Below are 16,758 nucleotides of genomic sequence, written 5' to 3'. Positions count from 1 at the left end.
AATAATTAAGAAAATAGATACCTGTCTTCAGCAAAAGCGAAAAAACAGATATCTATTTTTTTAACTATACACTATTTCTTTGATATGTAGTCAGCAGTACGCTGCTAACTATCAAAAACAGTCCTACTAAAAATAGCAAAATTTTAGATTCCCAGTCATTTTCAGCTAATGTAAACAAATAAAATGGCCCTAAATATTTTTGATTACTAAACATATTCATGACATAGTACATAACAGCAATCATAGTACTAGGAATAATATGATGAAAAAAAGTATAGCTTATACTTAGTAAACCACCTAAAAAAAATACGGTTGCAAATTCAGCGAAAAAAAATACTTGGAAGTTAAACTGAGAGTGATTAAATTTAAGTGTACCAAGAAATAGTGTCAATGCAATTAAACCCATACATAGGATTTGTCCTAAACGTATTAACAGCAAAATCATATAAGAGGTTTGTTTAGCTCGAACCACTGCTACTATTTCCTTTTGAGTATCCGGTAAATAAAGGGGAATGAAGAGGATTATCCCTATAATTGTAAATACTCGTTCTACTACGAATGCAGTTTGTGCACTTTCTAAATATTCTGCCCCGAATAAAAAAGGAAAAAGGAGTAGAAAAATTATTGTTACCAAGACAAAAGGCATATAGTGAAAGCGAAAAAAATAAAGGTTCAGCTTATTGATCTTTTCCAAATAAAGCCCCTCCTTTTCGCTTGTAATCTGCTAATAGTACTGTTAGCAGACAGCAAATAATCCCCATCACACTCCAAAAAATTCGATTAGCAATAAGCTCAGGCAGCATTTGACTAAACAAATCCCTTTGACCGACCTCATTGAAACGAGGAATTAAGTTCCAACCTGCACTGCCGGTGATTGATCCGCCATTCATAAATAAGTTTGCTAACCAAAATAGTAACTGAGCTAAGATAGCAACAATCCCACCCGCTAATTCAGTTAACAAGAAACCAATACCAACAACCGCTAAAATAGTGGGTATCAGCCAACCTAAAACGTATTGATAAAACAATAAAAGATTTCCTTGCGCGTGTAAATTCTTAGCCATTGTTAAAGATTGCATACCAGGCATCAAAACGAAGAGTAGGATTGGTACTACTAACAAAAGTATGCAGCTAAAATAGCGGCTTATAATCAGTTTAGCTGTCGAAGTTTGCTTAGTAAAAATCACCTGCTGGGCTTGAGCACGTTTATCTCGCACTATCACAGTGGCTGCCAGAAAGACTGGAACTAGTGCTAAAATAATACCAAAATAATCACACACCATTCGGGCATATGCACCACTTACTTGATCTTCCTCAACGATTTTTTGAAAGTCTTTATGAGCTTGTTGGTAAGTCTTTGGTTCTACAGCTTTTGATTTATAGCGTTTTTCTTCGAAATTGGAACCTTTTCCTATTATTTTTTCAGCTCTGTGCATATTTTGCTGAAACTCCTTGTAGCTATAACCTTTCTTTACTGGAAAACTAAAGACCGTTTGACCATTCGAAGTTATTGACTCTTGATACTTTTTGGTTAATTCATCAATAGACATTTCGCTAGCCGAAGTTAAGATTTTTTCAATTTCCTTTTGCTGATTGTTCGACAAGCGTACAGATTTTAGAAAACCTAATGGGTAAGTTGCATAGCTATTGTTAATATACTCTGGAAAAAGCTGTTGATAGGTTGACTCTTGAATTTTCTTTGGATCTTTAGTGGGTTGTAAACCGTACTCTTCTTCGTTAGGCTTTGGCTCTTTGATCATTGTCAAGTCACTGCCAATTTGTGAAAAGGCAAATAAGCCAATTAGTAGAATTACTACCCAAAAAGTCATGCTTTTTAACGTTATTTTCATTTCTTTGATTACCAAGCTCATGAGTGATCACCTACCTGTTCAGATAGACAATACAGATAAGCATCCTCCAGAGTAGGCTGAACCTGACGAACTAATGGGTGTTCCATGATTAAAGAGCCTATTTTACCAATGAAACGAATGCGGGTATTTGCACCATCAGGATGAAGGCTGATAACTTCCACTTGTTTTTTCATGGATGCTAATTCAGTCCGCGGTAGATCTATCTCGTAGATATTGCCTTCCGCTTCATCTAACAATTCATTGACTTTACCAGCGAAGATAATCCGGCCTTCATCTAGGATAGCCAATTGCTCCGCCACTGCTTCGATATCCCCAGCGATGTGGGTAGATAATAAAACAATTTTATTTTCACTGATTTCACTTAGCAAATTCCGAAAACGTAATCGTTCTTCCGGGTCTAAGCCAGCGGTTGGTTCATCAACAATTAAAATTTTTGGGTCATTTAACAAAGCTTGAGCAATTCCTAAACGCCGCCTCATTCCCCCTGACATCGCCTTGACTTTGGTTTTTTGATGGGCTGACAAATTTACCTGCTCAAGCAAATTTAAAATTTGTTTTTTTTTTTCTCTTTTTTTGATATCTGACAATACTGCTAAATAATCCATCGCATCATAGACAGTCATGTTGCCATACATTGAAAAGTTCTGTGGCAAGTAACCAACCATCCCTCGAATTTCTTTGCGTCGTTCGACAGAGATATCAGCCATGCGTACAATCCCTTCTTTAACCGGCAATAAAGTGACCAAGGTTTTCATTAAAGTCGATTTCCCAGCACCATTTCGTCCTAATAATCCATACATCCCAGTTTCTATTTCTAAGTTAATGTCATGTAAAACTTGTTTCTTGCCATAAAATTGATTCAAATTCTTAATAATAATTTCCATCTGATCTCCTCCATTCACTAACAGTTTACTAAGGAAATATCTATATTTTCTCTACATAATATGAGGAATTGGATCAAAATAGCCGAACTATTTTCGTTTTGCTTCTGACAAACATCAATGGAAAACACAGAAGAAAACCTAAATTAGTTCGGATACTTTATTATTGGAAGATAACTGAATGGCACAACACTTGTTTACCTCATATTCAACTGAAAAACAGCAGAGACGATGGCGCCGTTTTCTGCGCCATTAGCCAATTTAAGAACGCCGCCGTGTTTTTCTGTTAAACTGCTGGCAATAGTTAAACCTAAGCCAAAATGATTGTCTTTACTCTTGGAAAAATATGGGAGCGTGGCACTGGTTAATTCTCCTTTAGAAAAACCGTTCCCATCATCTTTTACAAATAGGAAAATATAGGGATTTTGGTACTCAAGTGTAACTTCAATACATTGCTTTTTATATCTCATAGCATTTGTTAGAAGATTTTCGAAAACCTCCATAATTAGATACAGATCATAAGCTGCTAGTACAGAAAAATTGCCGCTAAGACGAAGAGCGGAGTCTTCTAAACCAAATGTTTTTAATAAGTCTCTAATGTTTTCCACTAAATCAGATAAGGGATTTCTGCTCATATGTACTTCAAAATCATCAATTTTTTGGATCGATTTCATAGTTTCCGAAAACGCGTCGAGGCGCTGAATATTCGACTGAATTTTACCTAAGGATTTATATAACAAATCATCAGCCATTTGCCCGGTCGGATAATAGGTCTCGATTAATTCTACATTATTTTGAATTACGGTCAATGGGGTGCGCAAATCATGGGAGAAAGCTGAATTGATTTTCTTTTGTTCTATATGAAGTTGATGAATTCGCTCCTGACTATCCTTCAACTGGATACGCATTTCGTTGATCTGTTCTGTAAGCGACTGGAATTCATCTTTATTGATAGCATAAATCGGATGTCCAAATTCTCCTGACTTTATTTGTTCAACACCATCAGAAATAGCAATTATTGGTTGCATTACCTGATTCTCTACGAAAAAAGCAGCTGCTAGTCTACAATACAATACTAAATAACCAGCTAAACTCCCCCAACGAACAAATTCAAACCGTTGAATCACTATATTTTGCTTTAGAACAGTAAGAGGTGGCTGCCAGGTTAAATATTCCCAAGTACTTAGCCGTTGCTGATCCATAATTATTAAACGTTCCCAACTAACAATTATGCTAACTGTGAATACCCATGCAAGCAATGCTAAAATAAGCCCAATTGTCATTATCATAAAGAGACTACCCTTTAAGCCAAATGCTCCTATTTTTAATTTGTCTAGCTGATCTTCTAACCAATCCATTTGTACCCCAGCCCCCAAACTGTATGGATGCACTCTTGTGTTGTCAATTTTTTTACCTTTGTACGGATTCGACGAATGTGCTCAGTGATGATTGATTCATCTCCCTCCTTGTCAAAGCCCCATATTTTTTCATAGATTTGTTCCCGACCAAATACAACACCCGGATGCTTAGCTAGTAATTCTACAATTGTGAATTCAGTTTTTGTTAGAGGAACTTGTTGTTCTTTGGCAAATAACTGTTTTTGGTCGTACTCAACAACCAATTCTCCAAAGAAGCTCACCGATTGTTGCAGCTTTTTTCGCTCTTCACGTCGCAAATGAGCAGCTACTCGCATACCTAATTCTTTTAGGCTAAAGGGTTTTAGCAAATAATCGTCTCCTCCAGCCATCAAACCGGCTAAACGGCTCGACTCGTCAACCTTAGCTGAAAGAAAGATAATTGGGCAGCCCACGAAGGAACGGATTTTTCTACAAAAAGTAATGCCATCTATATCCGGCATCGAGACATCCAACAAAATTAAGTCTGGTTCTGCTGCCAATAATCTTTGAGCCTGATGGATATTCTCTGCTGTGTACACTAAATAATCTGATAGTTCAAAAAAATCTTTTAAAGTATCTAAAAGTTCCGTTTCATCATCAACAATAAGCAAGCTCTTTGTCATTATTATCTTTCCTTTTTAGTAATGTATTTAAAATCCCACAGGTTCCAAAATTAAAAAAATAGTGATTCTTTCTGAATCCCAAGATCGCCGAGTGATAGCCATTGTATTACAAATGCATTCTTCATTGAGACAATCGCCACAGATTCCTTTTTTAATACAAGGTGTACCTTCTAGTCCAATTCGGTGAGCATTTAACGGAGCAGTCTTTTTTCTAACCATTTCAATGGTAGTATCCAAATCTCCGTAGACTTTATTAATGCCAACAAATGCAAAGACTTTATCTGGACCATATGCAATAGCTGCTACTCGATTTCCGATATTATCGACATTCACTAGTTGGCCATCCTCTGAAATACCGTTAATACTGGTTAGAAAAAAGTCTGCAGTCAATGCTTTTTTCATTAATTGGTGCCTTTCAGCTAAGCTTTTTGCCTTTTCTCGATCTATAATTGATTGACCGCGACCATACAGATCATTGATAATTCCTGATTCTACTAGCGTGTTTGAACCACCAAAGGAAACAACAGCTTCTGAATCAATAAGCACCAACGCTTTATTCTTAGCTTCTTCGAGGGTATCACAAATAATTGTCTGGAAATTTCTGCGATTTAACCGTTTACTTACTGTTTGTGCTGCTACTTTATAGTACTGGTGACGGATTTCTTGCATAAGTTGATTACTCCTTTAATTCTTTCTTTCATTTTCCTTTATTTCTCTTTGATTAGCAATACTAGAATTACTTCCGACTTGTTTCTGGATGAAATCATTCTTTTTCTTTATACTTAACCAAAAGGAGGAGATCAAATGAATCATTGCTACTTATTTATTGGTCCTAGCGGTTCAGGTAAAACTACCTTGGCTGCTAATTGCTTCACTCCTGACCAAAAAATTGTCTCCTACACAACAAGGTTGAAACGAAATGGTGAAAAAGATAATGTAGACTATCATTTTATTTCAAATAAAGCCTTTGAAGATATGATTCAACAAGGAGCATTTGCTGAATACGACTGTTATGATCATCATTATTACGGAATTGCAATGTCTAGCATCCAAGAAGCGCTTAAAAAAGGAGATTGCTATGACCCGATCACTATGTCTGGTTTCTGGAATTTACGTAAAAAATTCGATATAACTGTTGTACCAGTGTTAATTGACGTGTCAAAAGAGACCATTTATCAGCGCTTAAAATATCGCCAAGCCTCATTTGATGAAATTAATCGACGTTTAGAATTATTTTCTGAAGAACAAAAGCAATACCCAGAATTAGAAAAAATACCGGATTTAATAAAAATAAACGGAGAACAACCATTAAAAGCCATGATTCAGCAGCTGAAAGCGAACCTTCTTTAGCTGAATCATGGCTTTTTATTTAATATCTAACAGTTGGAATGCCTTTCGTTCTCCGTGTTCGAATGGAAAGTGTACCATCCCACAATAGGTGAATCCCAATTTGTCGATTAGGCGCAGCATCGGTTTATTGCCTGGATAAGTATCAATTCGAATATCATAATAACCAAGTTCCTTAGCTTTTTCAATAGCTTTCACTAATAAAAGATTGCCTAATCCTTTACTGCGTGTTTTCTGACTGACAGCAACTCGGTGAATGGATACATATTTTTGGTCTCCTTGCCAAGTTCCATCAATCGCTTCATACACAGGGTCTATCCCACCAACCAATGCTGCTGTTCCAATTATTGTTTCATTCTTCTGAACTAAGACATAACTAAAATCAGCTGCCATATCTCTCAAAATTGATGACTCATCAGGACCATGACCATCTTGCCATTGAGGCGAGCCCTGCTCTTTTAAATAGTTTGTAGCCCCTTCGAAAATCATCAATATTTCAGGGATGTCTGCTTTGGTTGTTTTCCGAAGCGTAAACGCATCCTCCAATGTATCACTAGCTCGTTGTTCTTCTCCAAAAGATAAAATTTCTTCAGCATCTTTTTTGCCTAATAATCCGCCTAATACCTCTCCAGCTTGTTTAGCCATTCGAGTAATGTAATCCTTGTCTTCATACCCCACTGATTATTTCATCCCTTCCATCCAATGGTCACCGTGATCAAAAAAACTGCTTAACAATTCTAAATGATGGGCCAACGACCATTTCTTAATTGTACCTAAGCCTGGAAATTTTCCTTCTTTTTCATAGCTCAAAAGCTGTTGCAATCCGAGAGTTAACAACAACTGATCTTGATTTCGGTAATACCACTTGCTTAATTTGATCAAAGCTTCATTGAACTTCATGCCTTGATCCTTAGCTGAATCATTTGTATCAGAAACAAAATGCTTTACACGTAAATTTAGATATGCATCAAAATAGGTGACATGAATCGCTATTGCTCGGCTTGGTCCACCCTTGTCGAAATAATGACTACCTTCGATGGTATAGTCACTATAACCAGAAAAACCATCTTCTAAATAGTATAAATGATTATCGGTGAAAAAGTCATCCTCTTTTATTCCATAATCTGCAATATGCCGTCTTGGTTGGAAAGATTCTTGCAATAAAATTCTTTCATCAACTGGCAAGATGCGAAAACGTCCTTGGTCCGGAATAACCATTTGCGCTTTTTGTTCCATCAAGTGCTGGATTTGCTGAACAGTTCGTGGAGAGTGTTCATTGAATAAGAATAGGTCTGCAGGTTTTGTTAGATCGGTTTCCGTTATGATTCGTGCTTTTTTTACTGAGGAGCTATCTGATAAAATCCATGTATGCTTTTTGTCATTAAATAGTTTGAAGGTCCCCACTTGTGGATTCTCCACGATATACAAAGAAAGATTCATCTGATCAAATAATTCAATTGTCTTTTTTAAAGTGGCAGAATCACGCACAGGTTCTATGATTGGTACAATTTGATGAGACCAGCGTTTTTCATTAATTAATGCCGTCAAGGCCAGTAAATCAAATTGTTTTCCTCTTAAATAAGGATAATACATCTACTCACTCCAAAGTTTCAGTTGGTCGACGAATCTGCCGCTGACGTTTCAAAAAATCATAATCTTGTCGTAAAGCTGTTAACTCTTCTTCCAGACTGGCTACTCGCTCATTTTGAACATCAGCAACAAAGCGTTGATAATAATTATCTTCGCTCAAATGATCTTTATCTAAACTTCTTTTACGTAACTCCCTATAAAGCTGTTCAGTTGAGAAAAACGATGTGCCATAATCCATTCGCTTAGCCTTTTGAACTTCACGAAACATGGATGACATGAAGCGCTGAGTCAAGGCTAATTCTGTTACCTTCAGCTCTTGTCTTACTGGTTTTTTGACAATCGTAAAGGTTCCTTTCGCTCTCATTTCATCGTTTAGATTATCATAAGGGCGATAAACCATCGCGCCAATTTCAGTAGGAATTTCCGATTTAACCCCTTCATATAAAGCAAGCGGCAATACAAAATAGTTATAGTGACCAATAAACGATAATTTTGCTTTCGAACGGAAATCAGCTTTGGTGACCTTTAACTCATAACAACGCCATTCAAAGCTTTCTTCTTTAAAAAAACAAGCCAAAGTATCTACAATTCCCTGTTCTTCAGGCATGGATACTTCTTCTACCACTAGGGCTCCTAGCTCTATACAATAATAATACAAAGCCTTTTCTATTTCTTGTGTTAATTCTGTTTTCATTTCATCACCATGGGAACGTATTTTCGTATACTTTAGCACAAAAACTACAAAAAAAACAGAGGAATTCCTCTGTTTTAAATGAAATATTCTAAGTCGCTTGCCGGTGTTGGATAGGCAAAGATGAAATCAGTTAATTCTTCATGACTAACCTTTTTCTCCAAAATCAAGTTAAAGTAATTGATCAATTCATCAGCTAATTCACTGAAGCAGGTAATCGCTACAATCTTTTGATTTTCATCGTAAACTAATTTGATCTTAGCTTCTTGATCATTGATCCGGAAGTAAGTAAACCAACTGCCTAATTCAATAGTTTTACTATGATATTTTTGAGCATTTTCGCTTAATTCTTTTTCACTTAGACCAACTCTAGCCAGCTTTTGATCACCAAAGACTAATGAAGGTATTTGTGGGTAATGGATTGGTTCAGTATCACCATTCATTGCTTTTACCACGTAAGAAGCTTCGAATCCAGAAACAGGGGTTAATTTAGGATGAGACTTATCCAATACATCACCACAAGCAAAAATGTGTGCTTGATTGGTCCGTAAATAGTCGTCAACGATAATCCCTCTTTTGGAATAATTTACTCCTGCATTGTCCAACTTCAGTGATTCAATGTTTGGCACTCGTCCAGCAGCAACCACCACCATATCAGTTGATAGCTCAAAATTTTCAGCAGATAAGCAATAACCTGGCTCAACAGCTTCTACTTTAGCGATATCTATATTGAAATGGAAAGTAATTCCTTTATTTTTTAAATGGTCGACTAAATCCATAGCTAACTCTTTGTCAAAGCCTTTCAGTGGTTGATCATTGTGTTGGATGATGTGAACATCAGCTCCAGCGGCATTCGCAATAGTAGCTAATTCAAAAGCGATATAGCCAGCACCAATGAAAGTAATTCGTTCAGGCATTTTATCCAAATTAAGAAAGTCGGTACTTGTCTGTAGATACTCCTGTCTTTCAACTGGTAAGATAGCTGGACGCTGCCCAGTAGCGATTAAAAATTGTTTTGCAGACAGTTGTTCATCTGCTACCTTTATTGTATTAGCATCGATAAACTCTGCTTGGCCCTCAAAGGTATCAATTTCTGCATCCTCAAATCCTTTTTTTGTATTGCTTGGAACAGAATCAGTGTAAGAACGTTTAAAGGTCATGAGTTCATCCCATTGAATCGTTGGTGAGCCATTAAACCCTTTACCGTTCAATTTTTCTATCCGAGATTTTGCTTCCACTGCACTCATCAAGATTTTTTTTGGATCACAGCCGCGGTTAGGACAAGTTCCGCCCCATAGATCAGCTTCAATCACTGCAACTGATTTGTTTTGTTCCTTTAAAGCATAAGCTGCAGCAATTCCTCCGGGTCCGCCTCCGATAACAATTGCATCATAATTCTTCATATTATTTCCTCCTCTGGTGTTAATGAGTTGGTTTTCCAAAGAAAAATCAGCTCTAATTATCTATTAAATCTTATTTTTGAAAAACTTATTCCACATTTCTAATTAACTTAAGAAACGGAAAATATCCGCTCGTGTAACTTCAGCAATTACGTTTTGCTGTGCATCTTTGATGTAAATTTTCTCATGATCAGCAAATGCTTCAAAAGCTTGACTAATGTTTGTTGTAATTGCCAAGACCGGAATATCCTCCTCAGGTATGATAACTGCTTGATGGTAACCTGCATTATAAACTGTTTCCAGTGTTTGCTCATGCAGTTCATCCGTTGCCTCATCAAAAAAGGCTTTTACAAATTCGTCTTTGGGCTGACTCTGTATCATTTCGGGAGTATCGCATTGGACTAGTTTCCCTTCATGCATTACTGCAATTCGATCCCCTAGCTTTAAAGCTTCCTTCATGTTATGTGTTACGAAAACAATAGTATTACCTAGTTTCTTGTGGAGCTCCAAGACTAAATCTTGCAAGCTGGTACGTGAAATTGGGTCCAAGGCACTGAAGGGCTCATCCATCAAGATAACATCCGGTTCAGCAGCTAAAGCACGCAAAATGCCGATTCGTTGACTTTGCCCACCAGACAATTCAGCCGGCATACGAGTACGAAAAGTTTTAGGATCAAGATCCACTTCTTCCAGTAATTCATCAGCACGCTGATTACGACGCTTTTTATCCCAACCAAGCATTTCGGGAATGATATCAATGTTTTCTTTGACGGTCATTGTTGGGAAAAGAGCGATTTGCTGTAAAACGTAGCCAATCTGCCAACGCAGTTTATGAATATTATACTCTTTGATTCGCTGGTTTTTGTAATACACATCTCCTTCGCTAGGCTCAACCAAGCCGTTAATCATTTTTAAAGAAGTAGTTTTTCCACTGCCGGAAGGTCCCACCAGTACAAAGATTTCTCCTTTTTTGACCGAAAGATTTAAATCTTTTAAGACGACCTGACCTTCGAATTCTTTTCCCACATTTTTAAACTCAATAATTGATTCCATCTACTTCTCCCCCCCAATGATCTTTTCTTTTGTTAAAAAGTCACGGGCAACTGCTGCTGGCTGTTTTCCTTCAACATTTACTTGATAATTCATGTCGATCATTTGATCTTCAGTTATTTTTCCAGCCAAACGGTTCATAGCTTTCACAACTGTTGGATGCTCTGAAGCAAAATCATTCCGCATTAAAGCCGCTCCCTGGTATGGAGGGAATAGATTCATATCATCTTCCAAAGTCACTAAATCATATTGTTTGATTTCACTATCTGTAGAATAACCATCAATGACATCTACATCACCATTTTGAATTGCTTGGTAACGCAAGGCTGGTTCCATACTCTGAACCGAACCAAAATTCAAACCATACAATTCCTGAATTCCTTTATAACCATCTTGACGATCAATGAATTCTAAAGTAAATCCGGCACGAAGATTTCCCTCATCAGCAATTAAATCAGAAATCTTCTTGTAGCCGCGTTCTTCAGCTACCTCACGTCGCATGGCCAAAGCATAAGTATTTTCATATGCCATTGGTTCCAACAGCTTCATATCAAACTGTTTATTCAGCAACTTATTAGCTTCTTCATAGGTTTTTTCCTTTGATCCATTTGTTTCTGCTCCATCTGGTACTTTTACTAAACTTTCTAATACAGTTCCAGTAAATTCAGGATAAATATCTACTTGATTATTCTCCAATGCACTAAACAAGAAGCTAGTTTTACCAAAGTTTGGTTTCAGATCAACCTGAATCGATGAATCTTCATCTTGAATGACTTCTTTATAAATATTAATTAGAATATCAGGCTCAGATCCTAACTTTCCAGCAATCGTTACAGTTTGATTTCCTAACGGATTGTGTTGAGCAAAGAAAATACCACCTATTCCTAAGAAAATAATTCCTAATGTAATTAGAGTAGCTTTCATGCTGCGATGCTGTAAAAAACGAATTAATCCGCTAAAGATAATTGCTAATAAAGCAGAGCTAATAGCACCAATCAGCGTCAAGGTTGGATCATTACGGTCAATTCCCAGCAAAATGAAAGTACCTAATCCACCAGCACCAATTAAAGCAGCTAAGGTTGCAGTACCAATGATTAAGACCAAGGCTGTCCGGATACCTGAGACAATTACTGGCATAGCCATCGGCAGCTCTACCTTGAATAGCTTGCGCATACGAGACATCCCGAAGGCGTCCGCCGCTTCTTCTATTGAGGGGTCAATTTCTGACAAACCAATATAAGTATTTTGGAAAATCGGTAAAAGAGCGTATACTACTAATGCAATCAACGCTGGCACGGTTCCTATCCCTACAAAGGGAATGAGTAGTCCTAATAAAGCCAGTGAAGGAATTGTTTGCAAAATACTCGTCAGCTGCAAAACAATCTCTGCTAATCTTTTTCTTTGACTAAGTAGAATTGCCAAAGGTATTGCAATCAAAATGGCAATCAAAAGAGCGCTTAGTGAAATAGCCAAATGTTCAAAAATCGCATTTAGCAAATCATCCTTCCGCTCCATAAATGTTTGTATAATTTTGTTCATAACCTGTCCCTTTCCCTTCTGAATTAATTTAAGTATAACGGAATAAAGAAGTGCGTCAAAAGGATTCGCTCAATTAAGGATTGTTAAAAAAAGCAAAAAAACAAAGGAGTTTAGATAAATGTTTGAAAAAGACCTATCCACTGTTCAATTGGTAGTAAATAATCACACGTTAACTTATACAAATTCTTTTTATTACAACTGGTTCAAAACACTTCACGGTAACCTGCTGCAAACCACTAATTTTACAAATCAATTTGTTCTCTTAGAAAAAAATGCTCCAGAGACTTACAAGAAGATTGAGGAGCAGCTCTTATCAACCAGCATTGTGGCATTTTTAAAACAGCTTGAACCAACTGAAACTTTTCTGTTATTGACAGTCGCTTGGAGCATGGGGTTAGCTAATGAAAATCAAGCAAAAGCACTTAAAAATTATCTGATAAGTTACACAATTCAGGCGGAGGATTTACGTGGCATTAATCAAATGAATGCTGACCTCAATCAGGTTTTGATTCAGCATATTCCCTATATACAAATAAAGGATTTAAAAATGATTTACCGAATGTTGGAAATCAATTTTTTATCAGACACAGAACAAAATCAAAAGTTGTCAAAGTTAAATCAACCTGCTAAGAAACGAACGAAAGAGCTTTTATCTTTATTGGAAGATATCTCTCACATAGCAAATGGCAATAAAAAATTGATAACAGACCCTACTTTAATTAAACGTCTGTAAAAACTCCATTGACAAAATCCCTATGAGGATTTTGCCAATGGAGCGATTAATTATTGTTGTTCCTGGTTAAGCATATATTCCGCAATTGCTAATGCTTTAGCACCATAGGCTGTTGATGGGCCCCCGCCCATTAAAATTGCAACCTCAATCGTTTCGGAGAGTTCTTCCATAGTTGCTCCGGTTTGAATGGCATTACGTACATGAGCCATAATGCAGTCCTCACATCGAACAGACACTGCAATCCCTACAGCAACTAGTTCTTTTGTTTTCGCATCCAAATGTTTCGGAGTTAGTACTTCCTTAGCCACACCCATAAATTTATTCATAACTTCGGGGCTATTCTTCTTTAGTATCTCGCTATTTAGTGCGGATTCTTCAAATTTAGCTTTAAAATCTGTCATATTAATATTCCTCCTTTATTTTAATAATAATTGTACCACAGCCTTTTAGGGAACGTTCTCATTTTTTTATTCGAAAGATTTTAGAATTCAACTATTTTGAGAAAAAATTTTTTAGTGTGCACAGCCTTTTTAACCACTAAGACTTTCACGAATTAATTCTTTATCATAATGAAATGGTAATGTTTTTTATGAATAAAGAAGATTTAAAATGGGTGGGGCAATTCCTTCTTATTCAGAAGGGATCCTTAATTTACTATTTGACATTCCTGAAAGCAGCTTTAATAAATAGAAATATACAAACGCTCTTTCATTCGTTGTGACTGCAACAAAAAAAGCCTTCCTGTCAAGAAAAGGCTTGTAGTTTGTTTAGTTTGAAAGCAACCTATCTAATTCCCAAGGCAATACGTGCATAGCGACTCATCTTATCAGTGGTCCATGCTGGATACCATACTAGCTTCACTTCTACATTGTTTACTTCAGGAATTTCGTGTAAAGCAGATTGGATTTGATCTGTTAACACGTCAGCTAACGGACAGCCCATTGTAGTTAAAGTCATTTTAATTACGGCATTTCCACTTTGTTCAAAATCTACTTCATAAATTAAACCTAGATTGACGATATCTATACCTAATTCTGGGTCAATAACAGATTCCAAGGCTGTCAAAATACGTTCCTTAATCTCCTCGATTTCTGCTTCAGACCAATTTTGTTTATTTTCTTCCATTTAAACGCCACCCCTTTTTCGAGTTTCGAACTTATTTTACTCTATCAATAAGCTTTTGTAAATGAGAATTGAGAGGATTTTTGCAGTCACAACATAAATAAAGGTCTTTCTTAAAGAAATAGAAGACAGATTCTATATATTTCTATACCCAGAAAATGGATTTGTTTTGAATACTCAAGTAAAAATCTTTTGTATATTAATTAACGCCCTTTTTTACCTTTTTTTGCTCTTCTTCGCTCAAGAAAGTACCAACGACAGATTCAGTAGCTACTATGTTGGTGAAAGCCATAGGGTCAACAGCTTGTACAATTTGCTTTAAATCATACAGTTCATAGCGAGTTAAAACGATCATTAACACTTCTCGATCCGTGGAGCTAAATCCTCCCCTTGCCGGAATTACTGTCATCCCACGAACAAGTCCGTTGTACAAGTCTTCCCGTAATTCTTTACTTTTATCAGTTGTAATAAAGGCAGTCATCTTTTGATGGCTCGTATGAATCATATCCACCACGCTTCCCATTGTAAAAATCGTGATTATTGTATATAGGGCACTCTCCCAGTTAAAGAAAAAACCAGCTATTACAACGATCACCCCATTTAGCAGCATGATATAATTTCCAACTGTTCGTCCAGTTGTTCTAGAAAGCAATAAGGAGATAATATCTAAACCGCCAGTAGTGAAACCATATTTTAACGAAAAACCGCCCCCTAAACCGAGCAAAACCCCACCAGTAATTGCATTCATTAAGACATTATTGGTAATCTCTCCCACTGGAACTAACGTTGTAAAGAAAGACATGGACAAAACATTAGCAAAGCTCAAAATCATAGCCGATTTTCCTAATTTAAGAAAACCTAAAACAAAGACTGGCACATTTAAAAGAAAAATCAAAATACCAGTATCAATAGCCGCACCAAATAATTGTTGAAAAAAAGCTCCAACAATTTGTGCAATCCCTGTCATTCCTGCAGAAAAGACATTCGCTGGTATTAAAAAGAAGTTTAGTCCGACAGCACCAGTTACTCCTGTTAAAAGGATAACGAATATTTTTTTAATAAGGTCTTTTTTATTGTAATCGATCACTTTATGCATTTCATCAACCTCCTGTTTCAATATCATCTATAGATTAACAGGGAAGATGAAAAAGCTCCAATCTTTTCTTAAAAAGATAAGAGAATAATAATAGCTTTCTTAACGTTTTTTGATAAACTGAAATAAAGGAGGATGACTATGGCAAAAGATGCAAGTTTTGACATTGCTTCAGAAATGAATAAAGAAGAAGTGAAAAATGGGATTCAAATTGCTTTGAAGGAATTAAAGAACCGGTTTGATTTTAAGGGATCAACGTTTGATATTAGTTTAGAGGGCAATCAACTAGTAGTTAGTGCTGAAGATGATTATAAAATTGAACAGGTGAAAGATGTCTTGTTTAGTAAATTGATCAAACGAAATGTTCCATTAAAAAATATCCAATTTTCTAATTCTGAACACGCTCTTGGTGGAACTGCTCGCCAAAAAGCTGATTTAATTAGTGGAATTGATAAGGACAATGCAAAAAAAATAACTACTGCAATTAAGAACAGCAAGTTAAAGGTAAAAGTACAAATTCAAGAAGATCAACTAAGAGTGACTGGGAAAAATCGTGACGATTTGCAGAAGGTTATTGCTTTGGTTAGAGATCTTGATTTGCCAATTGATGTTCAATTTACAAATTATCGCTAATAAAGAAATGAACGAGGTGTGAGATATCTCGTTCATTTCTTTATTTTTCTAAATATTTTTTCAAGTCTTGCACGTATTGTTTTTGTTGCTTAGCTAAATAGAATTTTACAAAAGGTCTTAAGAAGATTTTTTTTGCATATACTTCTTCTGTAAATTTGAGCTGCGTACAATTTCCCTTTGCGATCATCACTCCCTGCCAGGTGCCTTTCATGTTGTCATTATTCATAGTGAAACTGTAAAAATTGGGTGGTTGAAATTTTGTAACTGCAAAATGTGTTGGATATCCTATTGGTGTATATTCAATAAAAGATTTACCATCCTTTATAATGTCAATTCGATCGATATCACTTCGCCACTCACTATTTTCTAATTGAGTGACTAGTTGCCAAACGTCTTCGATCTTAGCATGAATTATTGCCTCGATGGTTGATACTGTCATTTTACTCACCTACTCTTTTTACTAATATTTTACTATATCAGCGTATAAAAACCTCTCTAATTTTATCATAGTTGAAAAAGATACAAACGAATTTTAGGACTACCAATTTCTAGCCGCTTAGAACTAAAATACATCTTTAGACATCTAATCAATATGTAAAAATGTTAGTATTATGGTTTAGTCAGATTAATCATTTCAATAAATTAAAGAACATTTGTACCTTTGAGCTTCTGTGGACACGGATTATGAATTTTAGGTTGTTTTAATGAAAGATTACTGATAAAAAATTGGATAAAATACAAGAAACGACGTACTTTATAAAAAGACCATTCATTTATAGTACAAAAAA

General features: G+C 36.1%; 19 protein-coding genes. 3 read left to right on the top strand and 16 right to left on the bottom strand.

The genetic code is table 11. From position 1 onward, the window contains the following. Window positions 1-64: 64 nt before the first annotated feature. The 6 genes from IGI49_RS04475 to IGI49_RS04450 form a co-directional block, all read right to left on the bottom strand. Window positions 65-694 (bottom strand): hypothetical protein, encoded by a 630-nt coding sequence (locus IGI49_RS04475; RefSeq protein WP_429963533.1) that lies wholly within the window; start codon window positions 692-694, stop codon window positions 65-67. Then, complete coding sequence (locus IGI49_RS04470; RefSeq protein ID WP_429963532.1) at window positions 678-1,871, bottom strand: ABC transporter permease; 1,194 nt, start codon at window positions 1,869-1,871, stop codon at window positions 678-680. Before IGI49_RS04470 ends, IGI49_RS04475 begins: the two co-directional genes overlap by 17 nt. Then, window positions 1,868-2,755: an ABC transporter ATP-binding protein gene (locus tag IGI49_RS04465; RefSeq protein ID WP_429963531.1), complete on the bottom strand. Its 888-nt coding sequence runs from the start codon at window positions 2,753-2,755 to the stop codon at window positions 1,868-1,870. Before IGI49_RS04465 ends, IGI49_RS04470 begins: the two co-directional genes overlap by 4 nt. 194 nt (window positions 2,756-2,949) lie before the next feature. Next, on the bottom strand, window positions 2,950-4,110 hold the full coding sequence (locus IGI49_RS04460) for a HAMP domain-containing sensor histidine kinase (RefSeq protein WP_429963530.1): 1,161 nt from the start codon (window positions 4,108-4,110) through the stop codon (window positions 2,950-2,952). Next, window positions 4,098-4,772 (bottom strand): response regulator transcription factor, encoded by a 675-nt coding sequence (locus IGI49_RS04455; RefSeq protein ID WP_429963529.1) that lies wholly within the window; start codon window positions 4,770-4,772, stop codon window positions 4,098-4,100. The genes IGI49_RS04460 and IGI49_RS04455 overlap by 13 nt, the downstream gene beginning before the upstream one ends. Window positions 4,773-4,799: 27 nt before the next feature. Beyond that, entirely contained in the window at window positions 4,800-5,441 is a 642-nt protein-coding gene (locus tag IGI49_RS04450; RefSeq protein ID WP_429963528.1) for a lactate utilization protein, read from the bottom strand. A gap of 135 nt (window positions 5,442-5,576) precedes the next feature. Between IGI49_RS04450 and IGI49_RS04445 the strand changes: the two genes are divergently transcribed. After that, window positions 5,577-6,122 carry a guanylate kinase gene (locus IGI49_RS04445; RefSeq protein WP_429963527.1) on the top strand — a complete coding sequence of 182 codons (546 nt, stop codon included), beginning with the start codon at window positions 5,577-5,579 and terminating at the stop codon, window positions 6,120-6,122. A 15-nt stretch (window positions 6,123-6,137) separates the two neighbouring features. Here IGI49_RS04445 and IGI49_RS04440 read toward each other — a convergent pair whose 3' ends face one another. The 6 genes from IGI49_RS04440 to IGI49_RS04415 all read right to left on the bottom strand — a co-directional run bounded on the left by IGI49_RS04440 (window position 6,138) and on the right by IGI49_RS04415 (window position 12,389). Further along, window positions 6,138-6,797 carry an N-acetyltransferase family protein gene (locus tag IGI49_RS04440; RefSeq protein WP_429963526.1) on the bottom strand — a complete coding sequence of 220 codons (660 nt, stop codon included), beginning with the start codon at window positions 6,795-6,797 and terminating at the stop codon, window positions 6,138-6,140. A 3-nt stretch (window positions 6,798-6,800) separates the two neighbouring features. Continuing rightward, window positions 6,801-7,712, bottom strand: coding sequence for a sce7725 family protein (locus IGI49_RS04435; protein ID WP_429963525.1), 912 nt, complete (start codon window positions 7,710-7,712; stop codon window positions 6,801-6,803). Between the two features lie 4 nt (window positions 7,713-7,716). Further along, entirely contained in the window at window positions 7,717-8,403 is a 687-nt protein-coding gene (locus tag IGI49_RS04430) for a hypothetical protein (protein ID WP_429963524.1), read from the bottom strand. 74 nt (window positions 8,404-8,477) lie between these two features. After that, complete coding sequence (locus IGI49_RS04425; RefSeq protein ID WP_429963523.1) at window positions 8,478-9,803, bottom strand: dihydrolipoyl dehydrogenase family protein; 1,326 nt, start codon at window positions 9,801-9,803, stop codon at window positions 8,478-8,480. Between the two features lie 102 nt (window positions 9,804-9,905). Next, window positions 9,906-10,853 carry an ABC transporter ATP-binding protein gene (locus IGI49_RS04420; protein ID WP_429963522.1) on the bottom strand — a complete coding sequence of 316 codons (948 nt, stop codon included), beginning with the start codon at window positions 10,851-10,853 and terminating at the stop codon, window positions 9,906-9,908. Further along, window positions 10,854-12,389, bottom strand: coding sequence for an ABC transporter permease/substrate-binding protein (locus IGI49_RS04415; protein ID WP_429963521.1), 1,536 nt, complete (start codon window positions 12,387-12,389; stop codon window positions 10,854-10,856). Window positions 12,390-12,507: 118 nt separating this feature from the next. On the opposite strand from IGI49_RS04415, the gene IGI49_RS04410 reads away from it, so the two are divergent. Beyond that, the gene (locus tag IGI49_RS04410) at window positions 12,508-13,122 is read left to right on the top strand and encodes a hypothetical protein (RefSeq protein WP_429963520.1); all 615 of its coding nucleotides are present in this window, start codon (window positions 12,508-12,510) and stop codon (window positions 13,120-13,122) included. Between the two features lie 50 nt (window positions 13,123-13,172). Here the strand turns inward: IGI49_RS04410 and IGI49_RS04405 are convergent, their stop codons facing one another. From IGI49_RS04405 to IGI49_RS04395, 3 genes are all read right to left on the bottom strand, one after another. Next, window positions 13,173-13,523, bottom strand: a complete 351-nt coding sequence (locus IGI49_RS04405) for a carboxymuconolactone decarboxylase family protein (protein WP_429963519.1) — start codon at window positions 13,521-13,523, stop codon at window positions 13,173-13,175. Window positions 13,524-13,905: 382 nt separating this feature from the next. Beyond that, complete coding sequence (locus IGI49_RS04400) at window positions 13,906-14,247, bottom strand: metal-sulfur cluster assembly factor (RefSeq protein WP_207703649.1); 342 nt, start codon at window positions 14,245-14,247, stop codon at window positions 13,906-13,908. Window positions 14,248-14,443: 196 nt separating this feature from the next. Beyond that, window positions 14,444-15,340 carry a YitT family protein gene (locus tag IGI49_RS04395; RefSeq protein WP_429963518.1) on the bottom strand — a complete coding sequence of 299 codons (897 nt, stop codon included), beginning with the start codon at window positions 15,338-15,340 and terminating at the stop codon, window positions 14,444-14,446. A gap of 138 nt (window positions 15,341-15,478) precedes the next feature. Here IGI49_RS04395 and IGI49_RS04390 point away from each other — a divergent pair, with 138 nt between their 5' ends. After that, on the top strand, window positions 15,479-15,970 hold the full coding sequence (locus IGI49_RS04390; protein WP_429963517.1) for a YajQ family cyclic di-GMP-binding protein: 492 nt from the start codon (window positions 15,479-15,481) through the stop codon (window positions 15,968-15,970). A 40-nt stretch (window positions 15,971-16,010) separates the two neighbouring features. Here the strand turns inward: IGI49_RS04390 and IGI49_RS04385 are convergent, their stop codons facing one another. Beyond that, a complete protein-coding gene (locus tag IGI49_RS04385; RefSeq protein ID WP_429963516.1) occupies window positions 16,011-16,409 on the bottom strand; it encodes an SRPBCC family protein in 399 nt (132 codons plus the stop codon). Window positions 16,410-16,758 lie beyond the last annotated feature (349 nt).

Origin of the sequence: Enterococcus sp. AZ071 (assembly GCF_050499065.1) — a bacterium.
In the GTDB taxonomy this organism is placed as follows: Bacteria; Bacillota; Bacilli; order Lactobacillales; family Enterococcaceae; genus Enterococcus_A; species Enterococcus_A ferrettii.
This window is presented reverse-complemented; position numbering and strand designations above follow the sequence as displayed.